The 21547-nt window shown below is 65.6% G+C and carries 26 protein-coding genes and 1 tRNA gene; 17 read left to right on the top strand and 10 right to left on the bottom strand.

Features of this window, described 5'->3' with window-relative positions:
* Positions 1–3 precede the first annotated feature (3 nt).
* The 4 genes from AC1DRE_RS22920 to AC1DRE_RS22935 all read left to right on the top strand — a co-directional run bounded on the left by AC1DRE_RS22920 (position 4) and on the right by AC1DRE_RS22935 (position 2425).
* Positions 4–195: a YbdD/YjiX family protein gene (locus AC1DRE_RS22920; RefSeq protein ID WP_476986791.1), complete on the top strand. Its 192-nt coding sequence runs from the start codon at positions 4–6 to the stop codon at positions 193–195.
* A gap of 178 nt (positions 196–373) precedes the next feature.
* On the top strand, positions 374–997 hold the full coding sequence (locus AC1DRE_RS22925; RefSeq protein ID WP_476986792.1) for a bacterial proteasome activator family protein: 624 nt from the start codon (positions 374–376) through the stop codon (positions 995–997).
* Positions 998–1004: 7 nt separating this feature from the next.
* A complete protein-coding gene (locus tag AC1DRE_RS22930; protein WP_476986793.1) occupies positions 1005–1460 on the top strand; it encodes a hypothetical protein in 456 nt (151 codons plus the stop codon).
* Between the two features lie 119 nt (positions 1461–1579).
* Positions 1580–2425, top strand: coding sequence for an aldo/keto reductase (locus tag AC1DRE_RS22935; RefSeq protein ID WP_476986794.1), 846 nt, complete (start codon positions 1580–1582; stop codon positions 2423–2425).
* An 88-nt stretch (positions 2426–2513) separates the two neighbouring features.
* Here AC1DRE_RS22935 and AC1DRE_RS22940 read toward each other — a convergent pair whose 3' ends face one another.
* A complete protein-coding gene (locus tag AC1DRE_RS22940; protein WP_476986795.1) occupies positions 2514–2750 on the bottom strand; it encodes a hypothetical protein in 237 nt (78 codons plus the stop codon).
* Positions 2751–2789: 39 nt separating this feature from the next.
* The gene (locus AC1DRE_RS22945; RefSeq protein ID WP_476986796.1) at positions 2790–3806 is read right to left on the bottom strand and encodes a hypothetical protein; all 1017 of its coding nucleotides are present in this window, start codon (positions 3804–3806) and stop codon (positions 2790–2792) included.
* Positions 3807–3899: 93 nt separating this feature from the next.
* Here AC1DRE_RS22945 and AC1DRE_RS22950 point away from each other — a divergent pair, with 93 nt between their 5' ends.
* On the top strand, positions 3900–4331 hold the full coding sequence (locus AC1DRE_RS22950) for a hypothetical protein (protein ID WP_476986797.1): 432 nt from the start codon (positions 3900–3902) through the stop codon (positions 4329–4331).
* Positions 4332–4434: 103 nt separating this feature from the next.
* On the opposite strand, the gene AC1DRE_RS22955 is transcribed toward AC1DRE_RS22950, so the two are convergent.
* Positions 4435–4507 (bottom strand) — tRNA-Thr (locus tag AC1DRE_RS22955).
* Positions 4508–4779: 272 nt separating this feature from the next.
* On the opposite strand from AC1DRE_RS22955, the gene AC1DRE_RS22960 reads away from it, so the two are divergent.
* Entirely contained in the window at positions 4780–5535 is a 756-nt protein-coding gene (locus AC1DRE_RS22960) for an HAD family hydrolase (protein WP_476986798.1), read from the top strand.
* A 27-nt stretch (positions 5536–5562) separates the two neighbouring features.
* On the opposite strand, the gene AC1DRE_RS22965 is transcribed toward AC1DRE_RS22960, so the two are convergent.
* From AC1DRE_RS22965 to tmk, 3 genes are all read right to left on the bottom strand, one after another.
* Positions 5563–7137, bottom strand: coding sequence for an alpha/beta hydrolase (locus tag AC1DRE_RS22965; protein ID WP_476986799.1), 1575 nt, complete (start codon positions 7135–7137; stop codon positions 5563–5565).
* Positions 7138–7214: 77 nt separating this feature from the next.
* On the bottom strand, positions 7215–8357 hold the full coding sequence (locus tag AC1DRE_RS22970; protein WP_104173942.1) for a DNA polymerase III subunit delta': 1143 nt from the start codon (positions 8355–8357) through the stop codon (positions 7215–7217).
* Positions 8354–9010: a dTMP kinase gene (tmk, locus tag AC1DRE_RS22975; RefSeq protein ID WP_476986800.1), complete on the bottom strand. Its 657-nt coding sequence runs from the start codon at positions 9008–9010 to the stop codon at positions 8354–8356. Before tmk ends, AC1DRE_RS22970 begins: the two co-directional genes overlap by 4 nt.
* A gap of 89 nt (positions 9011–9099) precedes the next feature.
* Between tmk and AC1DRE_RS22980 the strand changes: the two genes are divergently transcribed.
* Both AC1DRE_RS22980 and AC1DRE_RS22985 read left to right on the top strand, forming a co-directional pair.
* Entirely contained in the window at positions 9100–10284 is a 1185-nt protein-coding gene (locus AC1DRE_RS22980) for a trans-sulfuration enzyme family protein (RefSeq protein WP_476986801.1), read from the top strand.
* 9 nt (positions 10285–10293) lie between these two features.
* Positions 10294–10650 carry a DUF2516 family protein gene (locus tag AC1DRE_RS22985; RefSeq protein WP_104173939.1) on the top strand — a complete coding sequence of 119 codons (357 nt, stop codon included), beginning with the start codon at positions 10294–10296 and terminating at the stop codon, positions 10648–10650.
* 25 nt (positions 10651–10675) lie between these two features.
* Here the strand turns inward: AC1DRE_RS22985 and AC1DRE_RS22990 are convergent, their stop codons facing one another.
* Positions 10676–11536 (bottom strand): class I SAM-dependent methyltransferase, encoded by an 861-nt coding sequence (locus AC1DRE_RS22990; RefSeq protein ID WP_476986802.1) that lies wholly within the window; start codon positions 11534–11536, stop codon positions 10676–10678.
* A 156-nt stretch (positions 11537–11692) separates the two neighbouring features.
* Between AC1DRE_RS22990 and AC1DRE_RS22995 the strand changes: the two genes are divergently transcribed.
* Complete coding sequence (locus tag AC1DRE_RS22995; protein ID WP_476986803.1) at positions 11693–12439, top strand: phosphoglyceromutase; 747 nt, start codon at positions 11693–11695, stop codon at positions 12437–12439.
* An 80-nt stretch (positions 12440–12519) separates the two neighbouring features.
* On the opposite strand, the gene phoU is transcribed toward AC1DRE_RS22995, so the two are convergent.
* Positions 12520–13182, bottom strand: coding sequence for a phosphate signaling complex protein PhoU (phoU, locus tag AC1DRE_RS23000; protein ID WP_476986804.1), 663 nt, complete (start codon positions 13180–13182; stop codon positions 12520–12522).
* A gap of 202 nt (positions 13183–13384) precedes the next feature.
* On the opposite strand from phoU, the gene AC1DRE_RS23005 reads away from it, so the two are divergent.
* Positions 13385–14605: a sensor histidine kinase gene (locus AC1DRE_RS23005; protein WP_476986810.1), complete on the top strand. Its 1221-nt coding sequence runs from the start codon at positions 13385–13387 to the stop codon at positions 14603–14605.
* Positions 14602–15282 carry a winged helix-turn-helix domain-containing protein gene (locus AC1DRE_RS23010; RefSeq protein ID WP_476986805.1) on the top strand — a complete coding sequence of 227 codons (681 nt, stop codon included), beginning with the start codon at positions 14602–14604 and terminating at the stop codon, positions 15280–15282. Before AC1DRE_RS23005 ends, AC1DRE_RS23010 begins: the two co-directional genes overlap by 4 nt.
* 99 nt (positions 15283–15381) lie before the next feature.
* Here the strand turns inward: AC1DRE_RS23010 and AC1DRE_RS23015 are convergent, their stop codons facing one another.
* Positions 15382–15918: a hypothetical protein gene (locus AC1DRE_RS23015; RefSeq protein ID WP_476986811.1), complete on the bottom strand. Its 537-nt coding sequence runs from the start codon at positions 15916–15918 to the stop codon at positions 15382–15384.
* Positions 15919–16258: 340 nt separating this feature from the next.
* Between AC1DRE_RS23015 and AC1DRE_RS23020 the strand changes: the two genes are divergently transcribed.
* The 6 genes from AC1DRE_RS23020 to rlmB all read left to right on the top strand — a co-directional run bounded on the left by AC1DRE_RS23020 (position 16259) and on the right by rlmB (position 21159).
* Complete coding sequence (locus AC1DRE_RS23020; RefSeq protein ID WP_011690592.1) at positions 16259–16741, top strand: CarD family transcriptional regulator; 483 nt, start codon at positions 16259–16261, stop codon at positions 16739–16741.
* 112 nt (positions 16742–16853) lie between these two features.
* Positions 16854–17678: a 2-C-methyl-D-erythritol 4-phosphate cytidylyltransferase gene (ispD, locus tag AC1DRE_RS23025; protein ID WP_476986806.1), complete on the top strand. Its 825-nt coding sequence runs from the start codon at positions 16854–16856 to the stop codon at positions 17676–17678.
* 2 nt (positions 17679–17680) lie between these two features.
* A complete protein-coding gene (gene ispF, locus AC1DRE_RS23030; protein ID WP_104173933.1) occupies positions 17681–18175 on the top strand; it encodes a 2-C-methyl-D-erythritol 2,4-cyclodiphosphate synthase in 495 nt (164 codons plus the stop codon).
* Between the two features lie 68 nt (positions 18176–18243).
* Positions 18244–18570, top strand: coding sequence for a hypothetical protein (locus AC1DRE_RS23035; protein ID WP_364127843.1), 327 nt, complete (start codon positions 18244–18246; stop codon positions 18568–18570).
* 46 nt (positions 18571–18616) lie between these two features.
* Complete coding sequence (gene cysS, locus AC1DRE_RS23040) at positions 18617–20071, top strand: cysteine--tRNA ligase (RefSeq protein WP_476986807.1); 1455 nt, start codon at positions 18617–18619, stop codon at positions 20069–20071.
* Between the two features lie 101 nt (positions 20072–20172).
* Positions 20173–21159, top strand: a complete 987-nt coding sequence (gene rlmB / locus AC1DRE_RS23045) for a 23S rRNA (guanosine(2251)-2'-O)-methyltransferase RlmB (protein ID WP_476986808.1) — start codon at positions 20173–20175, stop codon at positions 21157–21159.
* Between the two features lie 190 nt (positions 21160–21349).
* Here the strand turns inward: rlmB and AC1DRE_RS23050 are convergent.
* A partial coding sequence (locus tag AC1DRE_RS23050) for an IS3 family transposase (RefSeq protein ID WP_476986809.1) occupies positions 21350–21547 on the bottom strand: 198 nt, incomplete at its 5' end.

A 21547-nucleotide genomic window follows, 5' to 3' on the forward strand; every position in this document is an offset into this window, starting at 1 on the left:
GTCATGAACGCCATACTCGAGGGGTTCCGCGGCTTCGCCCGGTACTTCGGCAGTGTGATGGGTGCGGACGCCTACAGGAAGTACCTGGAGCATCACACGGCCTCAGGTCATGAGGATGCGCCCATGACCGAGCGCGAGTTCTGGCGGGACCACACGGACCGCCAGGACAGCAATCCCCAGGGCCGCTGCTGCTGACCGGCCTTTGCGGCTGAGCTGCCGCTCCTGCTGAAACAACTCCGCAGCCCGAGGGCGCCGCCGGATCCGTAAGGGGCCGACGGCGCCCTCGGCCTTTCCCGGGCACCGTCAGTCCCGTCCTGGTCAACTGTGTTCATTGACTGGCACCTATGCTCGTTGCTCGTGAGAGTATGAAGCCATGAGCGATCCGAACGACACTCAGCCTGCGGTTGACGCCCCCGTAGAGGGCACCACTCTCGACGACGCGGCTCTTTCCGCCCCCGCGTCGAACCCTGAAGTTGGGCCCCGGCCCAAGGGGAGCAACCTCCAGGACCTGGTGGACGAGCCCGCCAAAGTGATGCGGATCGGCACCATGATCAAGCAGCTGCTGGATGAAGTGAAGTCGGCACCGCTGGACGACGCCGCGCGCGGGCGGCTGGCGGCAATCCACGAGCGCTCCATCAAGGAACTGGAAGACGGGCTGGCACCGGAACTCGTTGAAGAGCTGGAACGGATCAGCCTGCCGTTTCCTGAACAGGCCACACCGTCCGACGCTGAACTCCGCATTGCCCAGGCCCAGCTGGTCGGCTGGCTGGAAGGACTGTTCCACGGCATTCAGACCGCCATCGCCGCCCAGCACGCAGCCCGCGAACACGCCATGGCACAGCGGCAGCTGCGCCAGCTGCCTCCCGGGACAGTGATCGCCCCCGGCGTCGTGATCGGCGAGGACGGCACGCCGGAGCGCGCCCGGGCCGCAAAACCCGGCACCGAGAAGGCCGGCGCAACGGATGATCCGGACCATGGTCCCGGCCAATACCTTTAGGGTCCCCGTGGCATTTTTCGCAGCTGCCCGCCAGGGGCGGAAGGACGACGCCGAGCTCGGCAAGGGTCTGTGGCGGCGGGCCCATGACCGTTTCCACCGCGGGCTTGACCGGTACCACCAGGTCCTGGAAGGTGTGGAGGATGACCAGCTGTATGCCGAGCTGGTGGAAATCGCCAACGACCTCGCCGACCTCTCCGTCCGGGTGCGGGAGGTTTGTGTCGAAGCGCAGCGGCGTTCACCCAGCGACGGATTGGACATCCCGGGAGCACTCGCAGGGGTCCACCGGTCGCTGTCCAAGGCCGGCAACTCGCTCGCCACCACGGCTGAGGCTGCGGCGATGCTGCGCCTCGCCGTCGGGCCCGTGCCGGTTGGTGCTGCCTCGGTACGCCGCCGTGCCGAATCGGTCTTTGAACAGATCGCCGACGCCGAACGCCGCCTTGCTGAACAGCCGCAGGATTCGTAGCGGGCCGGGGAGCCCCTGCCCGGCCAGCCGGGTGACCGGGCCGCTATTCCCGTTTAAGCGCCTAGCTTAGCCGGCCGGTTTCGCTGGCCGGGCGTGCCCGTCCTTGGCACGATGAACGAATGACTCTTTCTCCTGAACTGACTTTCAACGACGGCAACACCATTCCCCAGCTCGGCTACGGGGTATGGCAGGTTGAGGACGACGTTGCGGAAAAGGTAGTGGTCCAGGCCTTCGAGGCCGGATTCCGCCACATCGACACCGCCAAGATCTATGGCAACGAAGCAGGGGTGGGCCGCGCCATTGAACGCTCCGGGCTCACGCCGGAGGACATCTTCATCACCACCAAGCTGTGGAACGCGGACCAGGGGTACGAGTCCACCCTTGCCGCCTTCGAGGCCTCGATGGACCGGCTGGGCCTCGAAACCCTGGACCTGTACCTGATCCACTGGCAGCAGCCGCAGCAGGACAAGTACGTGGACACCTGGAAGGCGCTGATCGAGTTGCAGAAGCGCGGCCGGGTCAAGTCCATCGGTGTCTCCAACTTCACCGCCGAGGGGCTGCAGCGGATCATCGACGAAACCGGTGTTGTCCCGGTTATCAACCAGGTGGAGCTGCACCCGTTCTTCAACCAGGCGGAACTGCGCGAATTCAACGCGTCCAAGGGCATCCTCACCCAGGCGTGGTCACCTCTGGGCCAGGGCGGCGAGCTCCTCGAGCACCCTGCCATCGCGGAGATCGCAGCCAAGCACAGTGCCACGCCGGCACAGGTGGTCATTGCCTGGCACCTGGCCATCGGCAATGTGGTCATTCCGAAGTCCGTCACGGAGTCCCGGATCCGCGAAAACCACGCGGCCCTCGACGTCAGACTGGACAGCGCCGACATCGAGACGATCAACGGGCTGGACCGGACTGCTGAGGGCGCCGGCCGCATCGGCCCGGACCCGGCAGTCTCCGACTTCGCCTAGGCGGACACCAGGGTCCGGAGGTTTAGCGCCGAGGCCGGTTTTCACGGGACGCCCCGCACTTATGCAGTGCGGGGCGTCCCGCGTTTGCTCAGGCTGCCAGGCGGCCCTGCTGGGCGGGCACGGCGTCGATGACAGCCCAACCCTGCTCATCGGAAACGTTGCGGCTGGCGAAACGCTCCGCCTCGGCCAGGGTGTCGAACACCTCTGACCGGATCAGATCGCAGTCGGCATCAAAGTAGGTGACGTGGAATTCCCGGTGCCCAGTGGCGTCGTCGCCGTGGTTATCCCGAGCGGAGGCCTTTGTGTTGCTGAGGTTCGTATCCATGAATCCAGTGTGCAACCGACCCCTGACAGTAAAGGCCACTCAGTCCGGCGTGTTGCGAAGCCGGAGCACCCTCTCCCGGGCGAGCGACTCCGCGCGCCGGCCTTTCTCCGCGGCACGGGAAGCCAGTTGCATCTGGGCTGCCGCCGTCTCCCGCCGTTTCCTGGCCTGGTCGAATTGGACGTCAACAATCTTGAGCCGTTCGCGAAGGCTGCGTGCTTCTTCCCCGAGCCGGGTCATGTCCGCTTCCGCCTCTTCGAATTCCTCCGTGCGGAGCCGGGCTTCCTCCACTGCTGAGCCAGCCACTTCTTCCGCTTCGGCCAGCCGCGCCGCGGCGCGTTCCACCGCCGACGGTGTTGGGGCCAGCCGCTCCGTCCCGACGGCGTGCAGGCGCGGTTTCTCAGCTGACGTTGCCGGGGGCGCACCGTCCGCGGGGGTACCGGCCCTCGCGGCGCGCCGTGTGGACTTCTGGGGCACCTGTACGGGCTGTTTTGCCTCCCGTGCCTGCCCCGCATCCTGTGCCGGGACCGCCGGGAGGGTGAGTACGGAGGGGACCGCCACAGCGTCGCGTAGGTCCACACGGTCCACGCCGTCCGCCGAAAGTACCCGGAGCAGCCTCCCGCTCCGCACGGCGGCGGCCGCACCCTCGTCCACGGTGGCGGCCCGCAACGTTTGTTCCACTTCGGTGGCCACTGCGCCGCTGAGCTTGCGGCCGTGCTCCTCCGCCACCATGCGTGCTGCGACCATGACCTTGTTCAGCAACTGCCGCCGCTCCTGCGCGAGCGAGCGGAGGGCACCGGCGTCGAGGTCATCCTGGGCGCTGCGCATCAAGGCTCCAAGCTCTGCAAGCTCCTTGAGCGGGCCAGGACGGTGCACTGCAAGCATGTTGACGGCCCAAGCCGCTGCGGAGGGCTTGGGCAGGGCACGGACATCGTCGGCCGGGGCGCGTCCGCTGTCCGCCGCGGCAGCCTTTGCCGCTGTTGTCCTTGCTGTCACGAACTCCTCCAGCGGCAGCCTGTAGAGCGATGCGGCAATGTCCGCCAGTTGTTGCTCGTCCATGCGAGCATCATATGGTCCGCGGCCGCTTTCGCGCCTTCGAGTGAGCTGCAACGACTGCGGCGGCGTGCAGTAGCCAGTGGATAAGATCGCAGGGTGACGAACTCACCGAGTGATGAACGCTACGTCGTCCGCCCGTGGTGGCGAAGGCGGGAGCTGCATTGGGCGGTGTTAGTCGGTGCTTCCATCGTCCTGACGGGCATATCTTTGGAGCGGACGATGCTGTCCGTCTACGAGCCTGTACCGGAGTTTGTGGAGCGACTGCGCGTCGGCAGGCTCTTCATGCTCGCCGGGTCGGCCGCATCCATTGCTGCGGCCGTCTGGTCCCAGATCCGGCAGTATCCGCTCTGGGTCACGATCTGCGTTGCCGCGCCGGTTGCCTTGGCGGGCCTGGCCACGATGGTCACAACTCCACCATCGCTGATGCCGCAGGTCCTTGGTTTGTTCGCGTTACCGGCGGCCCTGGCGGGGCTCATCGGAGGCGTGTCTTTCCATAACAACCGGAAGTGGTCCGGTGACGGGCAGTAGGTTCAGGGAATCGCAGGTTCACACCCCGTCGTGGACACCCGCCTTTAACCAGTAAAAAACCCCGCATCATCGCCGAACCAGCGACAACACGGGGTTCTTCCCGAGCTTCCTATCAGAATCGAACTGATGACCTTTTCATTACGAGTGAAACGCTCTACCGACTGAGCTAAGGAAGCACCGCATGACAGGACCCGGGAAGAACCGGGCGGATCATGCAAGAGACAACTGTAATAGAGTCCCCTGCCCGGGTCAAAATGAGCCGTTCACGCATCCGCAAGATTGCCGGTCCGGCCGGGCGGGAGGTGTCCCGGAAGTGCCGGGGCGGACGTTGTCTGGATGTTCATCCTGCGGTCGAAGCGGGTTCAGCAGGGGGTTCCGGCGGGCTCCCACTGTGGAAGGATCAACCGCGGCCGGGTCGACGGCCGCAAGTCACCGAAAGGGCTTGGCCATGACTCCGGACACAGCTGACGTATCCGCAAGGGAATCCGAAGCCGCACTGCCGGGGGTGGAGCCCGGCACCGCCCATGACGTCCGGCTCGCCGTACTGGCCATGGTGGGAACAACTGTGTTCGACGGCGGCCTTATGGAGCGTGCCATGACCCGAACCCTGGCAGACCAGGGGGTGAGGGAAGGGTCGGAGCAGTTCGAACGCATGCTCCGGTACGCCAGGGACACCGCAGGGATGTCAAAACTCGCTGTCTTCAGCCAGCTGTTTGAGGACCGGCACCGTGCCGCGGCGGCGAACACCTTCTTCGAACGCAGCTGCGATGAGCTGATAGCAGACGGCATCATCCGGGCTGTTCCCGGCGCCGAGGACGCGATTGGCTGGCTGCGTGAGGCCGGCATCATGGTCTGCCTTGCGACGGGCTTCGGACGCCACACACAGAACATGGTGCTGGAGAGCCTTGGCTGGATGGGGCTGGCGGACCTCAGCCTGTGTCCTGCGGACGCAGGGCGGGGCCGGCCGTATCCGGACATGATCCTGACTGCGGTCCTCGCCCTGGACCTGGACGACGTCCGCGAGGTTGCCGTGGTGGGGGACAGCTGTGCAGACATCCAGTCGGGACTGCGGGCCGGTGCCACCACGGTTGCCGGAGTCCTCACCGGGGCACACGGGGAGCCAGCGCTCCGCGCGGCTGGCGCCACCGCCGTCGTGCATTCGATCCGCGACCTGCCGGTTCTGCTGGAACCCCGGTCCGCCTAGCCCGCTAAGCCAGGCCGGGCTGCTGACTTAGCACTGCGTGTTGTCTGCAGGCGGCTCGCCGGTCAGGAGGTAGCCGTCGACGGCGTCGCTGACGCAGGTGTTCGAGCGGCCGTAGGCGGTGTGCCCCTCGCCCTTCCACGTCACCAGGGAGGCGTTGCCCAGCTGCTTCCGGAGGGCGCCGGCCCACTCCACAGGGGTCGCGGGGTCGCCGGTGGTTCCCACCACCACGATGGGGGCGGAGCCGGAATACTCCACCGGTGCGGGCGTGCGGATGCTCTTGTAGGGCCAGTCCTGGCAGTTGATGCCGCCGTAGGCGAAGAAGTAGCCAAGGGTGGGGGATTCCTGCCGTAACTTCTGCTCGTCGGCCCGCATGGCGGCCGGGTCGGTGACCATGGGGTAGTCCAGGCAGTTGATGGCGGTGAAGGCGAAGGCGCTGTTGGACGTGTACTTGCCGCTCGGATCCCGGTCGGCGCCGAAATCGGACAGCCGGAGCATCGGTGAGGGGTCGCCCTTGAGGGCCGCGTCCAGCGCCTGAGTCAGCAGCGGCCAGTTGTCGTTGTTGTACAGGGGCAGGATCAGTCCGCTGACAAACGCCGAGCCGGTGACCAGCCTGCCGTCCTGTGCGCGCTGCGGATTGGTATCAACTGCCTCCACCACCTCGCGGATCTGCTGGACACCGTTGTCCACGGTTCCGCTCAGGGGGCAGCCGTCGTCCCCGAGGCACTTCTCCACGTAGGCGCGGACGGCTTTCTCAAATGCGCGGGCCTGGCCGCTGGTGAGCTCCTCATTGCTCAGGGAGGGGTCCAGCGCGCCATCGAGGACCATGCGGCCCACGTTGTCGGGGAAAAGCGAGGCGTACGTGGACCCCAGGAACGTGCCGTAGGAATAGCCCAGGTAGTTCAGTTTGGTGTCGTTGACCACCGCGCGCAGGATGTCCAGGTCCTTGGCCGCGCTGACGGTATCCACGTGGGCAAGCAGCGGACCGGTTTTTTCGGCGCATTTTGCGGCCGTTGCCTTGTTGTCCGCAACGGCGGCGGCCAGGCCGGCGTCGGAACTGAGGTCGTAGTTCTTCGCCCGGGACTCGTCCCGTTCCTGGTCAGTGAGGCACGTAACGGGGGAGGAGCGCTTCACTCCGCGGGGGTCGAACCCCACGAGGTCATAGCTGGAACGCACTTCGCTGGAAATGTTCGTGGTGCCGGCGTCCTTGACGAAGTCATACCCTGAGCCGCCCGGACCGCCGGGGTTGACCAGCAGGCTGCCGGTCTTGTTTCCTGTTGCCGGCATCTTGAGCGCCGCGATCTCGATGCTGTCGCCGTCGGGCTTGCTGTAGTCCAGGGGCACCTTGATCTTGGCGCACTGGAGCTTGTCCTCACAGGCTGTCCAGGAGACCTCCTGCGAGTAGAAGTCCCGGAGCTCCTCCGGGGCTGCCTCGGCGATCGACGGATCGGCCTTGCCCGTGCTTGCACCGCTTGATCCGCCGTTGGATGTGCCGAACAGCGTGCAGCCTGTCAGCGCGAGCAGCACGGCCAGGGAGCCAGCAGCTGCCTTGACCGCGGTCGCTCCGGACCGTGACCGTAGGGGCAGACGTCGGGCAGGCTTCATGCAGGGCTCCTTGAGGGATTTGGCGTGGGCTCGGGCGGGGAACGGGCGGCGGCGGGACGGGGCTGGACGGAACGGCACTAGATCAGGCTCGCGGCCATGGACTCGATGGCCAGCAGCGGTGCGACGTTGGTGGTGGTGATTCTTTGGCGGGCCTTGTTGATCGCATCCATCCGGGCGAGCGTGGCCTCTGCACCGGAACGGCCGGCAAACTCCGTCAGCTCGCTCCTGAGTTCAACGTTCACGAGTTCCACGGCGTTCCCCATCTGGATGATCAGCACATCCCGGTAAAACGAGAGCAGGTCCGTGAGCGTCCGGTCAAGGGAATCGGTGATGGAGCGTTTGGCGCGCCGCTTCTGGTCGTCCTCGAGCTGTTTGACCTGGCCACGCATGGCGGGCGGCAGCGTACCGCTTTCGGGGGCGCCGAGGGTGGCCAGGAGCGCTGCCTTCTCCTCGGCATCGCGCACTTCGTTGGAGCTGTTGGCTTCTTCCGTGGCGATCTTCACCAGTTTTTCGGCCATCAGGACCGCAGCTGTGACGCCCCGCAAACCCAGCGGGAACCGCACGGTCTCCAGCCGGCGTTCGCGGGCATCAGCATCCCGGGCGAGCCGGCGCGCGATGCCGACGTGGCTCTGCGCTGCGCGGGCCGCACGTTCGGCGAGGGCCGGGTCCACGCCGTCGCGCCGCACCAGCAGTGCCGCCACATCGGCAGCGGGCGGGAGCCGCAGTGCCACCGCGCGGCAGCGGGACCGGATGGTGACCAGGACGTCCGCCGGGGACGGGGCGCACAGCATCCACACGGTGCGGGGAGTGGGCTCCTCGATGGCTTTGAGCAGAACGTTGGTGGTCCGTTCCGCCATGCGGTCGGCATCTTCGACCACGATGATCCGCCACCGTCCGGATGACGGACGGTTTCCGGCGGTGGACACCAGGTCCCGTGCCTCGTCAATTGTGATGGTGACTTTTTCGGTGCGGACGAACGCCACGTCCGAATGCGTTTCCCCCAGGATGGTCAGGCAGGCCGCACATTCGCCGCAACCGCGCCTGGTGATGTCCTCCTGGTCACAGTTGAGCGCTGCGGCAAACGCCTTCGCGGCGTTGGACCGGCCGGATCCCGGCGGGCCGGTGAACAGCCAGGCGTGGGTCAGGGCTTCGCCCTGGGCGGCCTGGCGGAGCTGGGCGACGACGGCAGGCTGGCCCTGCAGGTCATCCCAGACGGTCATGGGGCAACACCGTGCCGGGACAGCATCAGCTCGTCCACGCGGGCCAGGATGACGCGGGCCAGCTCATCCACGGGCAGGTGGGCGGGCAGCACCAGGTAGTGGTCCGGCCGGTCGGCTGCGAGGTCGAGGAAGGCGGTGCGGATCCTGGTGTGGAATTCGTCGGCTTCGGATTCCATCCGGTCTTCCGCGGCGTCGCCTGCGGTGCGGCGGAGCCGGCCCACGGCGGGGTCGACGTCGAGGAGCACTGTGAGGTCCGGCTGGAGGCCCGAGGTGGCCCATTCGTTCAACTCACGTACGGCACCGGTTCCGAGCCCGCGCCCGGCCCCCTGGTAGGCCACCGAGGAATCGATGTAGCGGTCCGTCAGCACAACGTCGCCGCGTTCCAGGGCGGGCAGGATGACCTGGTCCGCGTGGGCTGCGCGCGAGGCGGCAAAGATCAGGGCTTCGGTGCGGGCATCGATGTGGCCGTGGCCGTGGTCCAGCACCAGGGACCGCAGTTTTTCACCGATCGGGGTGCCGCCCGGCTCCCGGGTGCGCAGCACCTTATTACCGCGCGATTCGAGGGCCCCGGCCAGTGCTGCGGCCTGCGTGGACTTGCCTGCGCCGTCGCCGCCTTCGAAGGCGATGAACAGTCCGGGGTTCTGGTTAGTCACAAGACCAGCCTACCGACAATCACTGACAGCTTAGGTGCCCGGCCGTAACGGCTTTCATGCGCTGCAGGCCTCCCCCGTACTCTTTGACCATGAGTCTTTCCGAACAGCAAGCCGCCGCGCTGTCGGCTGACACGGTGGTTGTGGCCGCCGGCCGGCCGCCCCGCAAACGCGATGCGCCAGTCAACCAGCCCATCGTCCTGTCGTCCACCTACTTCGGGACCGGGCCGCTCGCCGACGGCGACCGCGGCTACGGCCGCTACTCCAACCCCACCTGGGATCCGTTCGAAGAAGCATTGGGCCAGCTTGAAGGCGCGGCACTCCCCGGCCTCCTGTATGCCTCCGGGCTGGCGGCCGTGAGCTCGGCGCTGTCCCTCATCCCGGCCGGGGGAGTCCTGGTGATGCCGTCGCACAGCTACGCCGGTTCCCTGGTCATGGCTACCGAACTCGCGGAAAAGGGGCTGTTCGAGCTCCGCACCGTGGATATCGCGGACACGGACGCTGTGAAGGCGCTGCTGGCCCCGGCTGAGGGCAAAGCCGCCAGCATGCTGTGGCTGGAAAGCCCCACCAACCCGATGCTCGGGATCGCGGACATCCGCGCCCTGACCGCTGCCGCCCACGAGGCAGGCGCCATCGTTGTTACGGACAACACCTTTTCGACGCCCCTGGTCCAGCAGCCGCTGAGCCTGGGGTCCGACGTCGTCCTGCACTCGGTCACCAAGTACCTGGCCGGTCATTCCGACGTCGTCCTGGGCGCCCTCGTGACGTCGGACGCCGCGATCCGTGCAACGCTGCTGCACCACCGCATCATCCACGGCGGCATCGCCGGCCCGTTCGAAGCCTGGCTTGCCCTGCGCGGCCTGCGTACGCTTGCCCTGCGCATCGAGCGCTCCCAGGCCTCGGCCGCAGTCCTCGCCGAGCGGCTGAGCGCGCACCCGCGCATCGGAAGCATCCGGTTCCCGGGACTCCCCACCGATCCCGGCCACGAACGTGCCAAGTCACAGATGAAGAGCTTCGGTTCCGTGCTGTGCGTGCAGATTTCCCCCGCCGGCGGGCTTAGCGGCGCCGATGCGGCGGACAAACTGGTCCGCGCCCTGCAGCTGTGGCTGCCCGCCACTTCGCTGGGCGGGGTCGAGTCCCTGATCGAACGACGACGGCGGCACGCGGCAGAACCGGTCAGCGTGCCGGACAACCTGGTCCGCCTGAGCGTAGGGATTGAAAACGTCGACGACCTTTGGGCCGATTTGGAGCAGGCACTGGATGCTCTGGGCGGATAGGCTGGGGTCGTGGACGGAAAACTGATGATTAGCTTCGTCGAGTACTGGGTGTACTTCATCCTTGCGCTCGTCGCCCTTGGCATCGAGGTGTGGGCCTTCTTTGACTGCCTCCGCCACAAGGCGAATGCCTTCGAAGCCGTGTCCAAGCGGACCAAGACCTTTTGGCTGGCGCTGACCGGAGGCGCCCTGGCCATCGGGGCCCTGTCCGTCTTCGGCGGCGGTGGCGGCGGGCTGCTCGGCCCGCTCGGCCTGTTCGGACTCGCCGCAGTCACGGCAGCTTCCGTCTACCTCGCGGACGTCCGCCCGGCAGTGAAGGACGCCGGCCGCGGCGGCAGCCGCAACATGGGGCCCTACGGCCCCTGGTAACGGCAGCCTTCCTCAGGAGGCCGTCCTAGGGTGCGGGCGCCACGGCGTCCCAGCCCACCGTCAACTCACCCAGCCGCCAACGGGAGGGTCCGTCCTGGACGGGCCAGCCGCCGTCGAGCATTGACCGGCACATGGCCGTCCACCGTTGCCTGTTCCCGAACGCGGCCAGCGGCGCCGCCTCCAGCCAGGCCTTGTCCAGTGCCTGCAGGAAACCGTGGATCTTCTCGCCGGGAACGTTCCGGTGGATGAGGGCCTTCGGCAGCCGTTCGGCAATCTCCGAAGGCAGCCCGAAACCGCCGAAACGCATCGAAATGCTCAGGCTAAGCGGTCCGCCGCCGTCGAGCGCCACCCACGTCACGCGACGCCCGATCTCGTCGCAGGTTCCGTCGATGAACAGTCCGTCGGGGCCCAGCCGGCCCTGGACCAGGCTCCAGATGGCAGCTACATCGGCCTCCTCATACTGCCGCAGGACGTTGAATGCCCGGACGATCACCGGCCGGCCCGGCACGGGGATCTCGAAGCCGCCCACATGGAAGCTCAGCCCGGCCCGTTCCAGGGCCTTGGCGGCGCGGACCCGCTCGGGTTCGATTTCTATTCCGGCCACCCGGACATCCGCGCGCACCGCGGACAAACGCTCAAACAGCTCAACAGCAGTGGCAGGGGATGCCCCGTAACCGAGGTCGATGACCAGCGGGTCCGCTGCCCGGCGCAGCCGCCAGGCCTGCGGTCCCGTGAGCCACCGGTCCAGCCGACGCATCCGGTTGGGGTTGGTGGTGCCGCGCGTTATGTTGCCGATCGGTTTGCCGCTATGGCCCGCGCCACTGGTTCCGCCCCTGGTTCGGCTCCCGGCCCGGGCGGGGTCTACCCGTTCAGCTTTCTGCACCACCGGACAAGCTTAACGGTCCGTCCCGGCCGTCCCGTCCCACAGTCCTGCCCCATGGTTGCCCGCACCGCCGGCTCCTACGCCCGCCCAGAGCGTGCCCTCAGTGCACCCGCTGTAACGCTCGGCACTGCCACCGCCTGCTCGGCTAGGATGAAAACCATGACTTACAAGCTGATTCTGCTGCGCCACGGCCACAGCGAATGGAACGCCAAGAACCTGTTCACCGGCTGGGTGGATGTTGACCTTAACGACCAGGGCCGCGAGGAAGCAGCACGTGGTGGTGAGCTCCTAGTGGAGAACGGTATCCTCCCGGATGTCCTTTACACCTCGCTCCTGAAGCGGGCCATCAACACGGCCAACATCGCCCTGGACAAGGCCGACCGCGGGTGGATCCCCGTCAAGCGCGACTGGCGCCTGAACGAACGCCATTACGGCGCGCTGCAGGGCAAGGACAAGGCCCAGACTCTCGCCGAGTACGGCGAAGAGCAGTTCATGGAATGGCGCCGTTCCTATGACACCCCGCCGCCGCCCTTGGACGACAACAGCGAATTCTCGCAGGCGCACGATCCCCGTTACGCGGACCTGGGCGACGCCCTCCCGCGCACCGAATGCCTGAAGGACGTCCTTGTCCGCCTGATGCCCTACTGGGAATCGGACATCAAGGAAGACCTCAAGGCCGGCAAGACCGTACTGGTCACCGCCCACGGCAACTCACTGCGCGCCCTCGTCAAGCACCTTGACGGCATTAGCGACGAAGCAATCGCCGGCCTGAACATCCCCACCGGAATCCCGTTGGTGTACGACCTCGACGAAGACTTCAAGCCCGTCAAGCCGGGCGGCACCTACCTCGACCCCGAGGCCGCTGCGGAAGCCATCCTCGCGGTGGCCAACCAGGGCAAGAAATAAGGCTGCATATTAACAAACGGCGGGCCGGTCACTGAGGTGACCGGCCCGCCGTCGTAAGCCGGACAAACCCGGCAGGGAAGTTAGCTGGTTTCGGTGCTGTTCGGGTGCCAGGCGCCGGTGACCAGGTACGTGACCTTCTGGGCGACCGATACGCCGTGGTCGGCGAACCGCTCGAAGTAGCGGCTGGCCAGGGCAACGTCCACGGTGGTGGCCGGGGATTCGTTCCAGTCACTGCGGGCAATTGCCTTGAAGACGCTCAGGTGGAGGTCGTTGACCGTGGCATTCGCTTTGAGGATGTCACGGGCGACTTCCAGGTCGCGCGTTTCCAGGAGTTCGGTGAGCTTGTTCGCGATCAGGAGGTCCTGTTCGGCGAAGCTCTTGAAGGTTTCCGCGAGCTGCGGCGGAATCACCATGGCAGGGAAGCGGAGCCGCGCCAGCTGGGCGATGTGCCGGGCGAGGTCGCCCATGCGCTCCAGCGAGGCACTCATCCGCAGCGAACCCACGATCATCCGAAGGTCGCTGGCAACCGGCCCCTGAAGGGCAAGAATGTCGATGGCACGCTCGTCCAGGCTGTTCTGCAGGAAGTCGATCCTTGCGTCAGCGGCGATGACGTCCTGGGCGAGGTCGACGTCCGCCCCTTCGAAGGCAGTCGTGGCCTTGTCAATGGCCTCGCTGACCAGCTTTGAAATCTCGACGAGCTGCTCGCCCACCTGTGTGAGCTCCTCCTGAAAAACCTTGCGCACTACGCGTCCTTTCCTTGGAAATCCTTTCCCACCGTGGTGGGCCGGATTTCGTGTCACCGCTCTGCAGTCCAACTGGTAACTCTGTCAGTGGCCGGTGAACTGTTAGGCACCTATAGGTGAACGTTAGTTGAACCCGCCGGGTAATCGCATCACATTCGTCTTTGACGCCCGGGGCAGAGCATAAGCTGGAGCCGTGGATCCAATGCTCATCGGTGTCATCGCAGGCCTGGTCGGTCTGTCGTTCGGCATCTTTGGCGTGCTCGCCTTCAGGGTGAGCGAACAGCAGCGGAAGCTGGTGGATGTTGAATTCGACGAACCGGCGCTGCCTCCCGGCGCCGCGGAGGTACTCGCCGTCGTCGGCCGTGCCTTTGTAGTGGTCGACGCGATCGACGGCGTGGTGAGGGCGAGCCCGGCAGCCTATGCCTTCGGCCTGGTCCGCGGGCACACCGTGGTCCACGAACAGCTCCTGGACATGACAGCCAGGGTTCGGCGGGACGGCGTCATCCTCGAGAAACAGTTTGAACTGCCCCGAGGCCCGCTGGGGCAGGGGACCATCGTCGTCCAGGTCCGTGCAGCCATGCTCGGCGAGGAATACATCCTCCTGCTGGCCGACGACCGGACCGAGATCACCCGAACTGAGGAGATCCGCAACGACTTTGTTGCCAACGTTTCCCACGAGCTGAAGACTCCGGTGGGTGCCATTTCCCTGCTGGCTGAGGCCCTGGAATCGTCGGCGGACGACGAAGTGGCCGTCCGCCGCTTTGCCAAGCGCATGCAGAAGGAGTCGACGCGGCTCGCGGCTCTCGTGCAGGACATCATCGAGCTCTCCCGACTGCAGGGCGCGGACGTGGCCCAACGCGGACACCCCGTAGACATTAATGCGGTGATCACCGAAGCCGTGGACCGTTCGCAGCTGCCCGCCGAAAGCAAGAACATCTCCATCGTCGTCGGCGGCCGTGTGGACGCCATGGTCTACGGTGACCAGGACCTGCTGGTGACGGCCCTGCGAAACCTGATCGACAACGCCATCCGCTACTCTCCGGAGAACACAAGGGTGGGGATCGGGGTTCGTGCCAAGGCAGGCCTGATCTCCATCTCCGTCACGGACCAGGGTGACGGCATGACCCCGGAGGACCAGGAACGGGTTTTTGAACGCTTCTACCGCGTCGATGCCGCAAGGTCCCGGCAGACCGGCGGCACAGGCCTGGGCCTGAGCATCGTCAAGCACGTCATTTCCAACCACGGCGGGGAAGTCACGCTGTGGTCGCAGCCCGGCCAGGGGTCCACGTTCACCATCCGGCTTCCAGAGATGGAGGGGCAGGACGACGGCGACGCCCCCGCGGCGCCGGCAGCGGCCGCCCGTAGCACCTCACCACACAGTCACGACGCCACCGGCGTCCATGAGCAAGGAGCCAGCGCTTGAGCAGGATTCTCATAGTCGAGGATGAAGAGTCGTTCAGCGACCCACTGTCCTACCTTCTGGGCAAGGAAGGATTCGAGGTGGAAGTCGTGGACAACGGTCTGGACGCCATCACGGAGTTCGACCGCAACGGCGCTGACCTGGTGCTGCTGGATTTGCAGTTGCCCGGCCAGTCCGGCACCGAGGTGTGCCGGCAGCTCCGCCAGCGCTCCACGGTCCCGGTCATCATGCTGACCGCCAAGGACGCCGAAATCGACAAAGTCGTGGGGCTGGAACTCGGCGCCGATGACTACGTCACCAAACCGTATTCCTCCCGTGAGCTGGTTGCCCGCGTCCGGGCTGTCCTTCGGCGGCAGGGGGAACCGGAAGAGCTCATCACCAACACGGTCCAGGCCGGGCCCGTGAGGATGGATGTCGAACGCCATGTAGTAAGTGTCGACGGCGAACAGGTGCCGCTGCCGCTGAAGGAATTCGAACTGCTGGAGATGCTGCTGCGCAATTCAGGCAGGGTACTGACCCGCGGCCAGCTCATCGACAGGGTCTGGGGATCAGATTACGTTGGTGATACCAAGACGCTGGACGTCCACGTCAAGAGGCTGCGCAGCAAGATTGAGCCGGACCCGTCGGCGCCGCGGTACCTCGTGACGGTCCGGGGCCTGGGCTACAAGTTCGAACCCTAGGCAAACTCCGAACCCTAATCAACGCATACCGGTAACGCAGAAGGAGGGCTCCCGCCCGGCGGGAGCCCTCCTTCTGCGTTACCGGCTTGCTTATCCGGGCTAGTGGCTTTCGCTGCTCGTTGGAGTCGGCGTTGCCGTCTCCGAGACAGTGGGCTCGGCGCTTTCCGGCAGGTATTCCTTGTATTCAGGCAGCGTGGCGTCCAGGACGGGCACCTTGACCTTGGCGGTCTGGTTGGTGCCGTCTTCGGAAATGCTGACGTCGGACAGCGAGCCCGCGGCGGCGCCTGTGCTGCTGAGGATCGCCGGATCCGTGGAGTTGTTAAGCAGGGTGTAGGAATTCGGCCTTACAGACACCTGCGTCTGCGAGCCCTCTGCCCCGTTGATGGTCAGCTTGACGTCGCTGGAAGACGAGTTGTAAACGGCCCCGAGCACGCGGCCCGGCTTGTCCTCGCCGGTGGAAACGATCATGAAGTTGCGGATCTGGAGCGGTCCAAGGTCTTCCCTGGTGCCGTCCGATGCCGAGTACTGCTCAGAAGTTTGCTGCGGGTTGATGTAACCGCAGCCGGTCACGGACAGCAGGCCGATGGCAACTGCCGCCGTCGCCATTGCCAGCTTGCCGCGCTGGCCCCGGTTCATCGCAGTGAAACGCACGTCACGCACTCCTTGAGAGTCTTGAAACATTATTCAGCCATAGCCTATCCTCAAACCGTCTCAAACAAGGATTCGGCCCGTACACATTGGTGTCCGGAAACATGGCCCCGCCCGGCCGCTGCGCACGCCGCCCGCCGGGCCCGGACCTTTACCCCGGCCCTCTTGGCAGGATCCCCTGCATGCACTAATATCCGCATCCGTCAAGGGGGTTGAGGGGGTGGATTAGGCCCTTTTTCCCTGTATTTGCGCGGTTCCCGGCCCTTATCCGTGCCAGACGTATGCCTGAATCGTGATAAACTGGTCTGCGGGAAAGGGGAAAGTCCACATGGTTTTTGAGGTCGGCGAGACAGTAGTTTACCCTCACCACGGTGCAGCAAAAATTGAAGAAATCAAGATGCGCACTATTAAGGGCGAAGAGAAGATGTATCTCAAGCTCAAGGTGGCTCAGGGTGATCTGACCATTGAAGTTCCAGCAGAGAACGTTGACCTTGTTGGGGTTCGCGACGTAGTGGGCAAAGAAGGTTTGGAGCATGTCTTTGACGTGCTGCGGGCCGAGTTCACTGAAGAGCCTACCAACTGGTCGCGTCGTTACAAGGCAAATCTGGAGAAGCTTGCTTCCGGGGACGTCATCAAGGTGGCAGAGGTCGTTCGTGACCTCTGGCGTCGTGATCACGACCGCGGCCTTTCCGCAGGTGAGAAGCGTATGCTGGCCAAGGCCCGTCAGATTCTGATTTCAGAACTGGCACTGGCTGAAAAGACAGACGAAGAGAAGGCTGCAAGCGTTCTCGACGAAGTCTTGGCTTCCTAAGAATTGAACCCCGGTGGCTCAACAGCCGCCGGGGTTTCTTTTTGCCCGGATTCTGACGGATCCCGGGATTTTGCCGGTTGCCGGAAGCGGGCGGGCACGTAGTCTTGTGCCCATGAGCGCAACAGAATTTCCGGCCGGATCCGGGCCGGCCGTCGGGGACCACCACCGCCCACGCCCAGTCGTCGCCGTTATCCTGGTCGCGGCCGGATCAGGGCAGCGACTTGGTTACGGCATGCCTAAAGCAAGGGTTCCCCTCGGTGGGGAGCCCATCCTGATGCACGCCCTGCGCGGGATTGTTGCCTCCGGCGTTGCGCAGCAGGTCTGCGTGGCCTTGCCGGCGGGCGACGGCGCGCTCCGGCGAATGTGCGACGACTTCAAGGATGAGCTTGTCGACGGCGGCCCCCTGCTGACGATGGTGGAGGGCGGCGCAACGCGCGCTGACTCCGTGCGTTCCGCATTGGCGGCACTGGAGGACGGCACCCAGGCCGTGCTCGTCCACGACGCCGCGCGCGCGCTGACCCCGGAGTCCGTCTTCCACCGTGTGGTCGACTCCCTTGCGGCCGGCGCCCTGGCCGTGATTCCGGTCATGCCGGTGGTGGACACCGTCAAGACTGTTGAAGCAACGCGTGACGAAGACGCCCTCATTGCGCCGGAGGTCGTCGTCGGCACGGCACCGCGGGAGAAGCTCCGCGCCGTGCAGACGCCGCAGGGTTTCGATCTCGGCACGCTGATGAAGGCCCACCGGGAGGTGGCGGGCCTCGATGAAGCCCAGTCCGCCGCTATTACGGATGATGCGATGCTCGTGGAACGCCTGGGCGTCCCGGTCCATGCCGTCCGCGGAGCCAGCCAGTCACTCAAGATCACCACGCCTTTGGACCTGATCATTGCGGAGGGCCTGCTGGAAGGTCCCCTCGGCGTACGTTGGGTGGAGGGCTGATCATGGCAGTTCCGATCATTCCCAGAACAGGTATCGGCATCGACGTCCATGCTTTTGCTGCGCCGGACAATCCGCGGGCGCTGTGGCTGGGCGGGCTGCTGTGGGATGGCGAGCAGGGCCTGGCTGGCCACTCCGACGGCGACCCTGTGGCCCACGCAGCGGCGGATGCCCTCTTTTCCGCCTCCGGAATCGGGGATCTTGGTACGCACTTCGGCACGGACCGCCCGGAATTCGCCGGGGCCTCCGGTGTGACGCTCCTGGCCGAGGCCGCGCGCATAGTCAGGGCGGAAGGCTTCGAGATCGGCAACATCGCCGTGCAGTTCGTGGCCAACAGGCCCAAATTCGGCCCGCGCCGGCAGGAATCCCAGGACGTCCTCAGTGCTGCGGCCGGTGCCCCCGTGAGCGTCAGCGCCACCACCAGCGACGGCCTCGGCTTCACCGGCCGTGGCGAAGGCATTTCGGCCCTCGCCACCGCGCTGGTCTACCGGGCGGGCTGAGGCGGAGCGTGTCTTTCGCCTAGGCTTAAGGGAGTCAGACCTCTGCCGAACACTCCAGGAGACCCCTCGTGAAGAAGCCGCTTGCCGCCGTCGTACTCGTTGCAGCACTGCTGCTGAGCGGTTGCGGCGCGCCGAAAATGAGTGTCGAGGAAAGCTGCAAGTTCCTCAACGGGGACACCTTCGTACCCACCGGAAACCAGCAGCAGCAGGCTGACCAGATCGCCAAGCACTACCAGGAAGTGGCGGACAAGGTAGCCCCCGAGGTTGGCGAGCCCATCCAGAAAATGGCGGACATCATGAAGAAGGTCGCCGGTACTTCGCTGGGCACCAAGAGCGCCGAACAGACGGCACAGCTGAGTGAGCAGAACAACAAGATCGGCGAAGTCTGCAAATAACAGGCCCGTCGCGGGCCCTGCAAAGGCCATCGGCTAATCTGGAGCGGTGACCCTGCGCTTTTACGACACAGCATCCGCCGAAGTCCGCGACTTCGTCCCTCTGACACCGGGCAAGGTGAGCCTGTACTACTGCGGCGCGACGGTGCAGGGCCTGCCGCACGTCGGGCACATCCGGTCCGCCATTGCCTTTGACCAGCTCACCCGCTGGCTCGAATACCGGAAATTCCGCGTGACCGTGGTCCGCAACGTCACTGACATCGACGACAAAATCCTCGCCAAGTCCGCCGCCTCCTTTGAGCCGGACTTCGAGGAAGGCCCGGACGATATCCGCGAAGAGGAATGGTGGGCGCTTGCCTACCGCTACGAGCAGGCATTCCTCAAGGCCTACGACACCCTGGGTGTTTCCCGGCCCACTTACGAGCCGCGCGCCACCGGCCACATTCCGGAGATGCACGCGCTGATCCAGCGCCTGATCGACCGCGGCCATGCGTACCCCGCCCTCGATGATTCCGGCGACGTCTATTTCGATGTGCGCTCCTGGAACCGTTACGGGTCCCTGACCCGCCAGAAGATCGATGACATGCAGGGCGCTGCCGACGCCGACCCGCGCGGGAAGAAGGACCCGAGGGACTTTGCCCTGTGGAAAGGCCATAAGGAAGGGGAGCCCACGACGGCCAGCTGGGTTTCACCCTGGGGCACCGGCCGTCCGGGCTGGCATCTGGAGTGCTCGGCCATGGTGACCAAATATCTCGGTACCGGGTTCGACATCCACGGCGGAGGCCTGGACCTCCGGTTCCCGCACCATGAAAACGAGATGGCGCAGTCCCAGGCAGCCGGCCATGCCTTCGCCAATTTCTGGATGCACAACGGCATGGTGACCTACCAGGGCGAAAAGATGTCCAAGTCCATTGGCAATACCGTGAGCCCCACGGAAATGCTCGAGCTCGCCTCGCCGCGCGTGGTGCGGTACTACCTGGGCCAGGCGCAGTACCGGTCCGTGCTGGACTACCAGCCCACCTCGCTGCAGGAAGCCTCCGCCGCGATGGAACGGATTGACGGCTTCGTTGCCCGGGCCGTGCGTGCTTTGTCTGATGGCGGGGCCCTCCTGTTCGGGAGCTACGGCGAGGTGCCGGACGCCTTCGCCGCGGCCATGGACGACGACCTGAATGTTCCGCAGGCGCTGGCCGTCCTGCACGACACCGTGCGGGCAGGCAATACCGCGCTCACCGCGGGCGACAACGCTGCGGCCAGGGCAGCGCTGCACTCCGTCACCGACATGCTTCGCGTCCTGGGCCTGAACGACGTTGCGGCACCCGCACGGGACGACCATGCGGACACAGCCCTGGGCGTCCTCGTCGAGGCCCAGCTTGGTGCCCGGGCGGAAGCACGGGCCACCAAGGACTGGGCCGCATCGGATGCCATCAGGGACACACTCGCGGCGGCGGGCGTCGTCGTCGAGGACGGCCCGGACGGCGCCAGTTGGACCCTCAAGCGCGGCTGAGCTGAGGCAGCCCGGATGCCAGGCAGGACCTTGCGCCGGCGATTTAACCTGAGTAAGTAGACTGGAGGTCAGACTTACTCAACAAAGCAAGGGTGAAACTCATGGCCAACAACGGTCGCCGGTCGGTCAAAGCAAAGAAGGGCCCCACCATCGGAACGGGTGGTCACGGCCGCAAGGCCCTCGAGGGCAAGGGCCCCACTCCCAAGGCGGAGGACCGCCCGTACCACAAGGCCCACAAGAGCAAGCAGCTCGCCGAGCGGTCTGCTGCCAAGCGTCCCGGCGCAGCCCGCGGTTCGGGCGCCCGCTCAGGTCCGAAGGGCCGTGCCACGGAGGAAGTCGTCACTGGACGCAACTCCGTTGTTGAAGCACTGCGCGCCGGCATCCCGGCCAAGGCCCTCCACGTCGCCATCCGCATTGAAATGGATGACCGCGTCAAGGAGTCCCTCAAGCTTGCCGCCGAACGTGGCATTCCGCTGATGGAAACGGGCAAGCCCGAGCTGGACCGGATGACGGACGACGCCATCCACCAGGGACTCGTGCTCCAGATTCCGCCGTACGAGTACCAGGACGCGTACGAGCTCGCCGAAGAAACACTGGCCAACTGGAAGCGGGGCCACGTGGCCAACGCGCCGCTCTTCGTCGCCCTGGACGGCATCACCGACCCGCGCAACCTCGGCGCGATCATCCGCTCTGTGTCGGCTTTCAGCGGACACGGCGTCATTGTGCCGGAGCGGCGCTCCGTCGGCGTCACGGCCTCGGCCTGGAAGACCAGCGCCGGCGCAGCAGTCCGCGTTCCGGTGGCACGCGCCGCCAACCTGAACAACACCCTCAAGGCGTTCAAGAACATGGGCATCTACGTGCTCGGCCTCGACGGCGACGGCGACGTGTCGCTGCCGGACCTCAGCCTCGCCAAGGAACCCGTCTGCATCGTGGTCGGTTCCGAAGGCAAGGGCCTGAGCCGGCTGGTCCGCGAAAACTGCGACCAGATCGTTTCCATCCCGATCGACTCCGCGATGGAATCGCTCAACGCCTCCATGGCCGTCGGCATCTCCCTGTACGAAGTCTCCAGGCAGCGCGCAGCGAAGTAACCGGGGGGCGAGTAGCGCGGAGGGGCAGTGCGCCGCACAAACGCTCTCTCACTTCCTGCCGCTTAAACAGCAACGCTCTCGCAGTACCTGCAACTAAAACAGCAACGCCAGTTCACCAGGTGAGCGAGCGTTGCTGTTTTTGTTGCGAAAACTGAACTGGTCCCCGGAAGTTGGACTGCCAAATAGGATCCTAAGCTGCGAGGGCCTGGGCACGGTATTGCACCGGGCTTAGGCCCTCGAGCTTTGTGGAGATCCTTTTGGTGTTGTACCAGTGGATGTATTCCCCTATTGCAGCTGCCAGTGCGTCCGTGTTGAGGAATCGGACGCGGTGGAAGAGCTCTTCCTTGAGGTGGCCGAAGAAGTTCTCCATGACGGCGTTGTCGTAGCA

The organism is Arthrobacter sp. P4_H3 (genome assembly GCF_056400885.1).

Excerpts from the sequence above, each read along its gene's own strand:
- AC1DRE_RS22920 (WP_476986791.1), top strand. The coding sequence starts at position 4 with ATGAACGCCATACTCGAGGGGTTCCGCGGCTTCGCCCGGTACTTCGGC.
- AC1DRE_RS22925 (WP_476986792.1), top strand. The coding sequence starts at position 374 with ATGAGCGATCCGAACGACACTCAGCCTGCGGTTGACGCCCCCGTAGAG.
- AC1DRE_RS22935 (WP_476986794.1), top strand. The coding sequence starts at position 1,580 with ATGACTCTTTCTCCTGAACTGACTTTCAACGACGGCAACACCATTCCC.
- AC1DRE_RS22940 (WP_476986795.1), bottom strand. The coding sequence starts at position 2,750 with ATGGATACGAACCTCAGCAACACAAAGGCCTCCGCTCGGGATAACCAC.
- AC1DRE_RS22945 (WP_476986796.1), bottom strand. The coding sequence starts at position 3,806 with ATGGACGAGCAACAACTGGCGGACATTGCCGCATCGCTCTACAGGCTG.
- AC1DRE_RS22960 (WP_476986798.1), top strand. The coding sequence starts at position 4,780 with ATGACTCCGGACACAGCTGACGTATCCGCAAGGGAATCCGAAGCCGCA.
- AC1DRE_RS22965 (WP_476986799.1), bottom strand. The coding sequence starts at position 7,137 with ATGAAGCCTGCCCGACGTCTGCCCCTACGGTCACGGTCCGGAGCGACC.
- AC1DRE_RS22970 (WP_104173942.1), bottom strand. The coding sequence starts at position 8,357 with ATGACCGTCTGGGATGACCTGCAGGGCCAGCCTGCCGTCGTCGCCCAG.
- AC1DRE_RS22980 (WP_476986801.1), top strand. The coding sequence starts at position 9,100 with ATGAGTCTTTCCGAACAGCAAGCCGCCGCGCTGTCGGCTGACACGGTG.
- AC1DRE_RS22995 (WP_476986803.1), top strand. The coding sequence starts at position 11,693 with ATGACTTACAAGCTGATTCTGCTGCGCCACGGCCACAGCGAATGGAAC.
- AC1DRE_RS23005 (WP_476986810.1), top strand. The coding sequence starts at position 13,385 with ATGCTCATCGGTGTCATCGCAGGCCTGGTCGGTCTGTCGTTCGGCATC.
- AC1DRE_RS23015 (WP_476986811.1), bottom strand. The coding sequence starts at position 15,918 with ATGAACCGGGGCCAGCGCGGCAAGCTGGCAATGGCGACGGCGGCAGTT.
- AC1DRE_RS23020 (WP_011690592.1), top strand. The coding sequence starts at position 16,259 with ATGGTTTTTGAGGTCGGCGAGACAGTAGTTTACCCTCACCACGGTGCA.
- ispD (WP_476986806.1), top strand. The coding sequence starts at position 16,854 with ATGAGCGCAACAGAATTTCCGGCCGGATCCGGGCCGGCCGTCGGGGAC.
- ispF (WP_104173933.1), top strand. The coding sequence starts at position 17,681 with ATGGCAGTTCCGATCATTCCCAGAACAGGTATCGGCATCGACGTCCAT.
- rlmB (WP_476986808.1), top strand. The coding sequence starts at position 20,173 with ATGGCCAACAACGGTCGCCGGTCGGTCAAAGCAAAGAAGGGCCCCACC.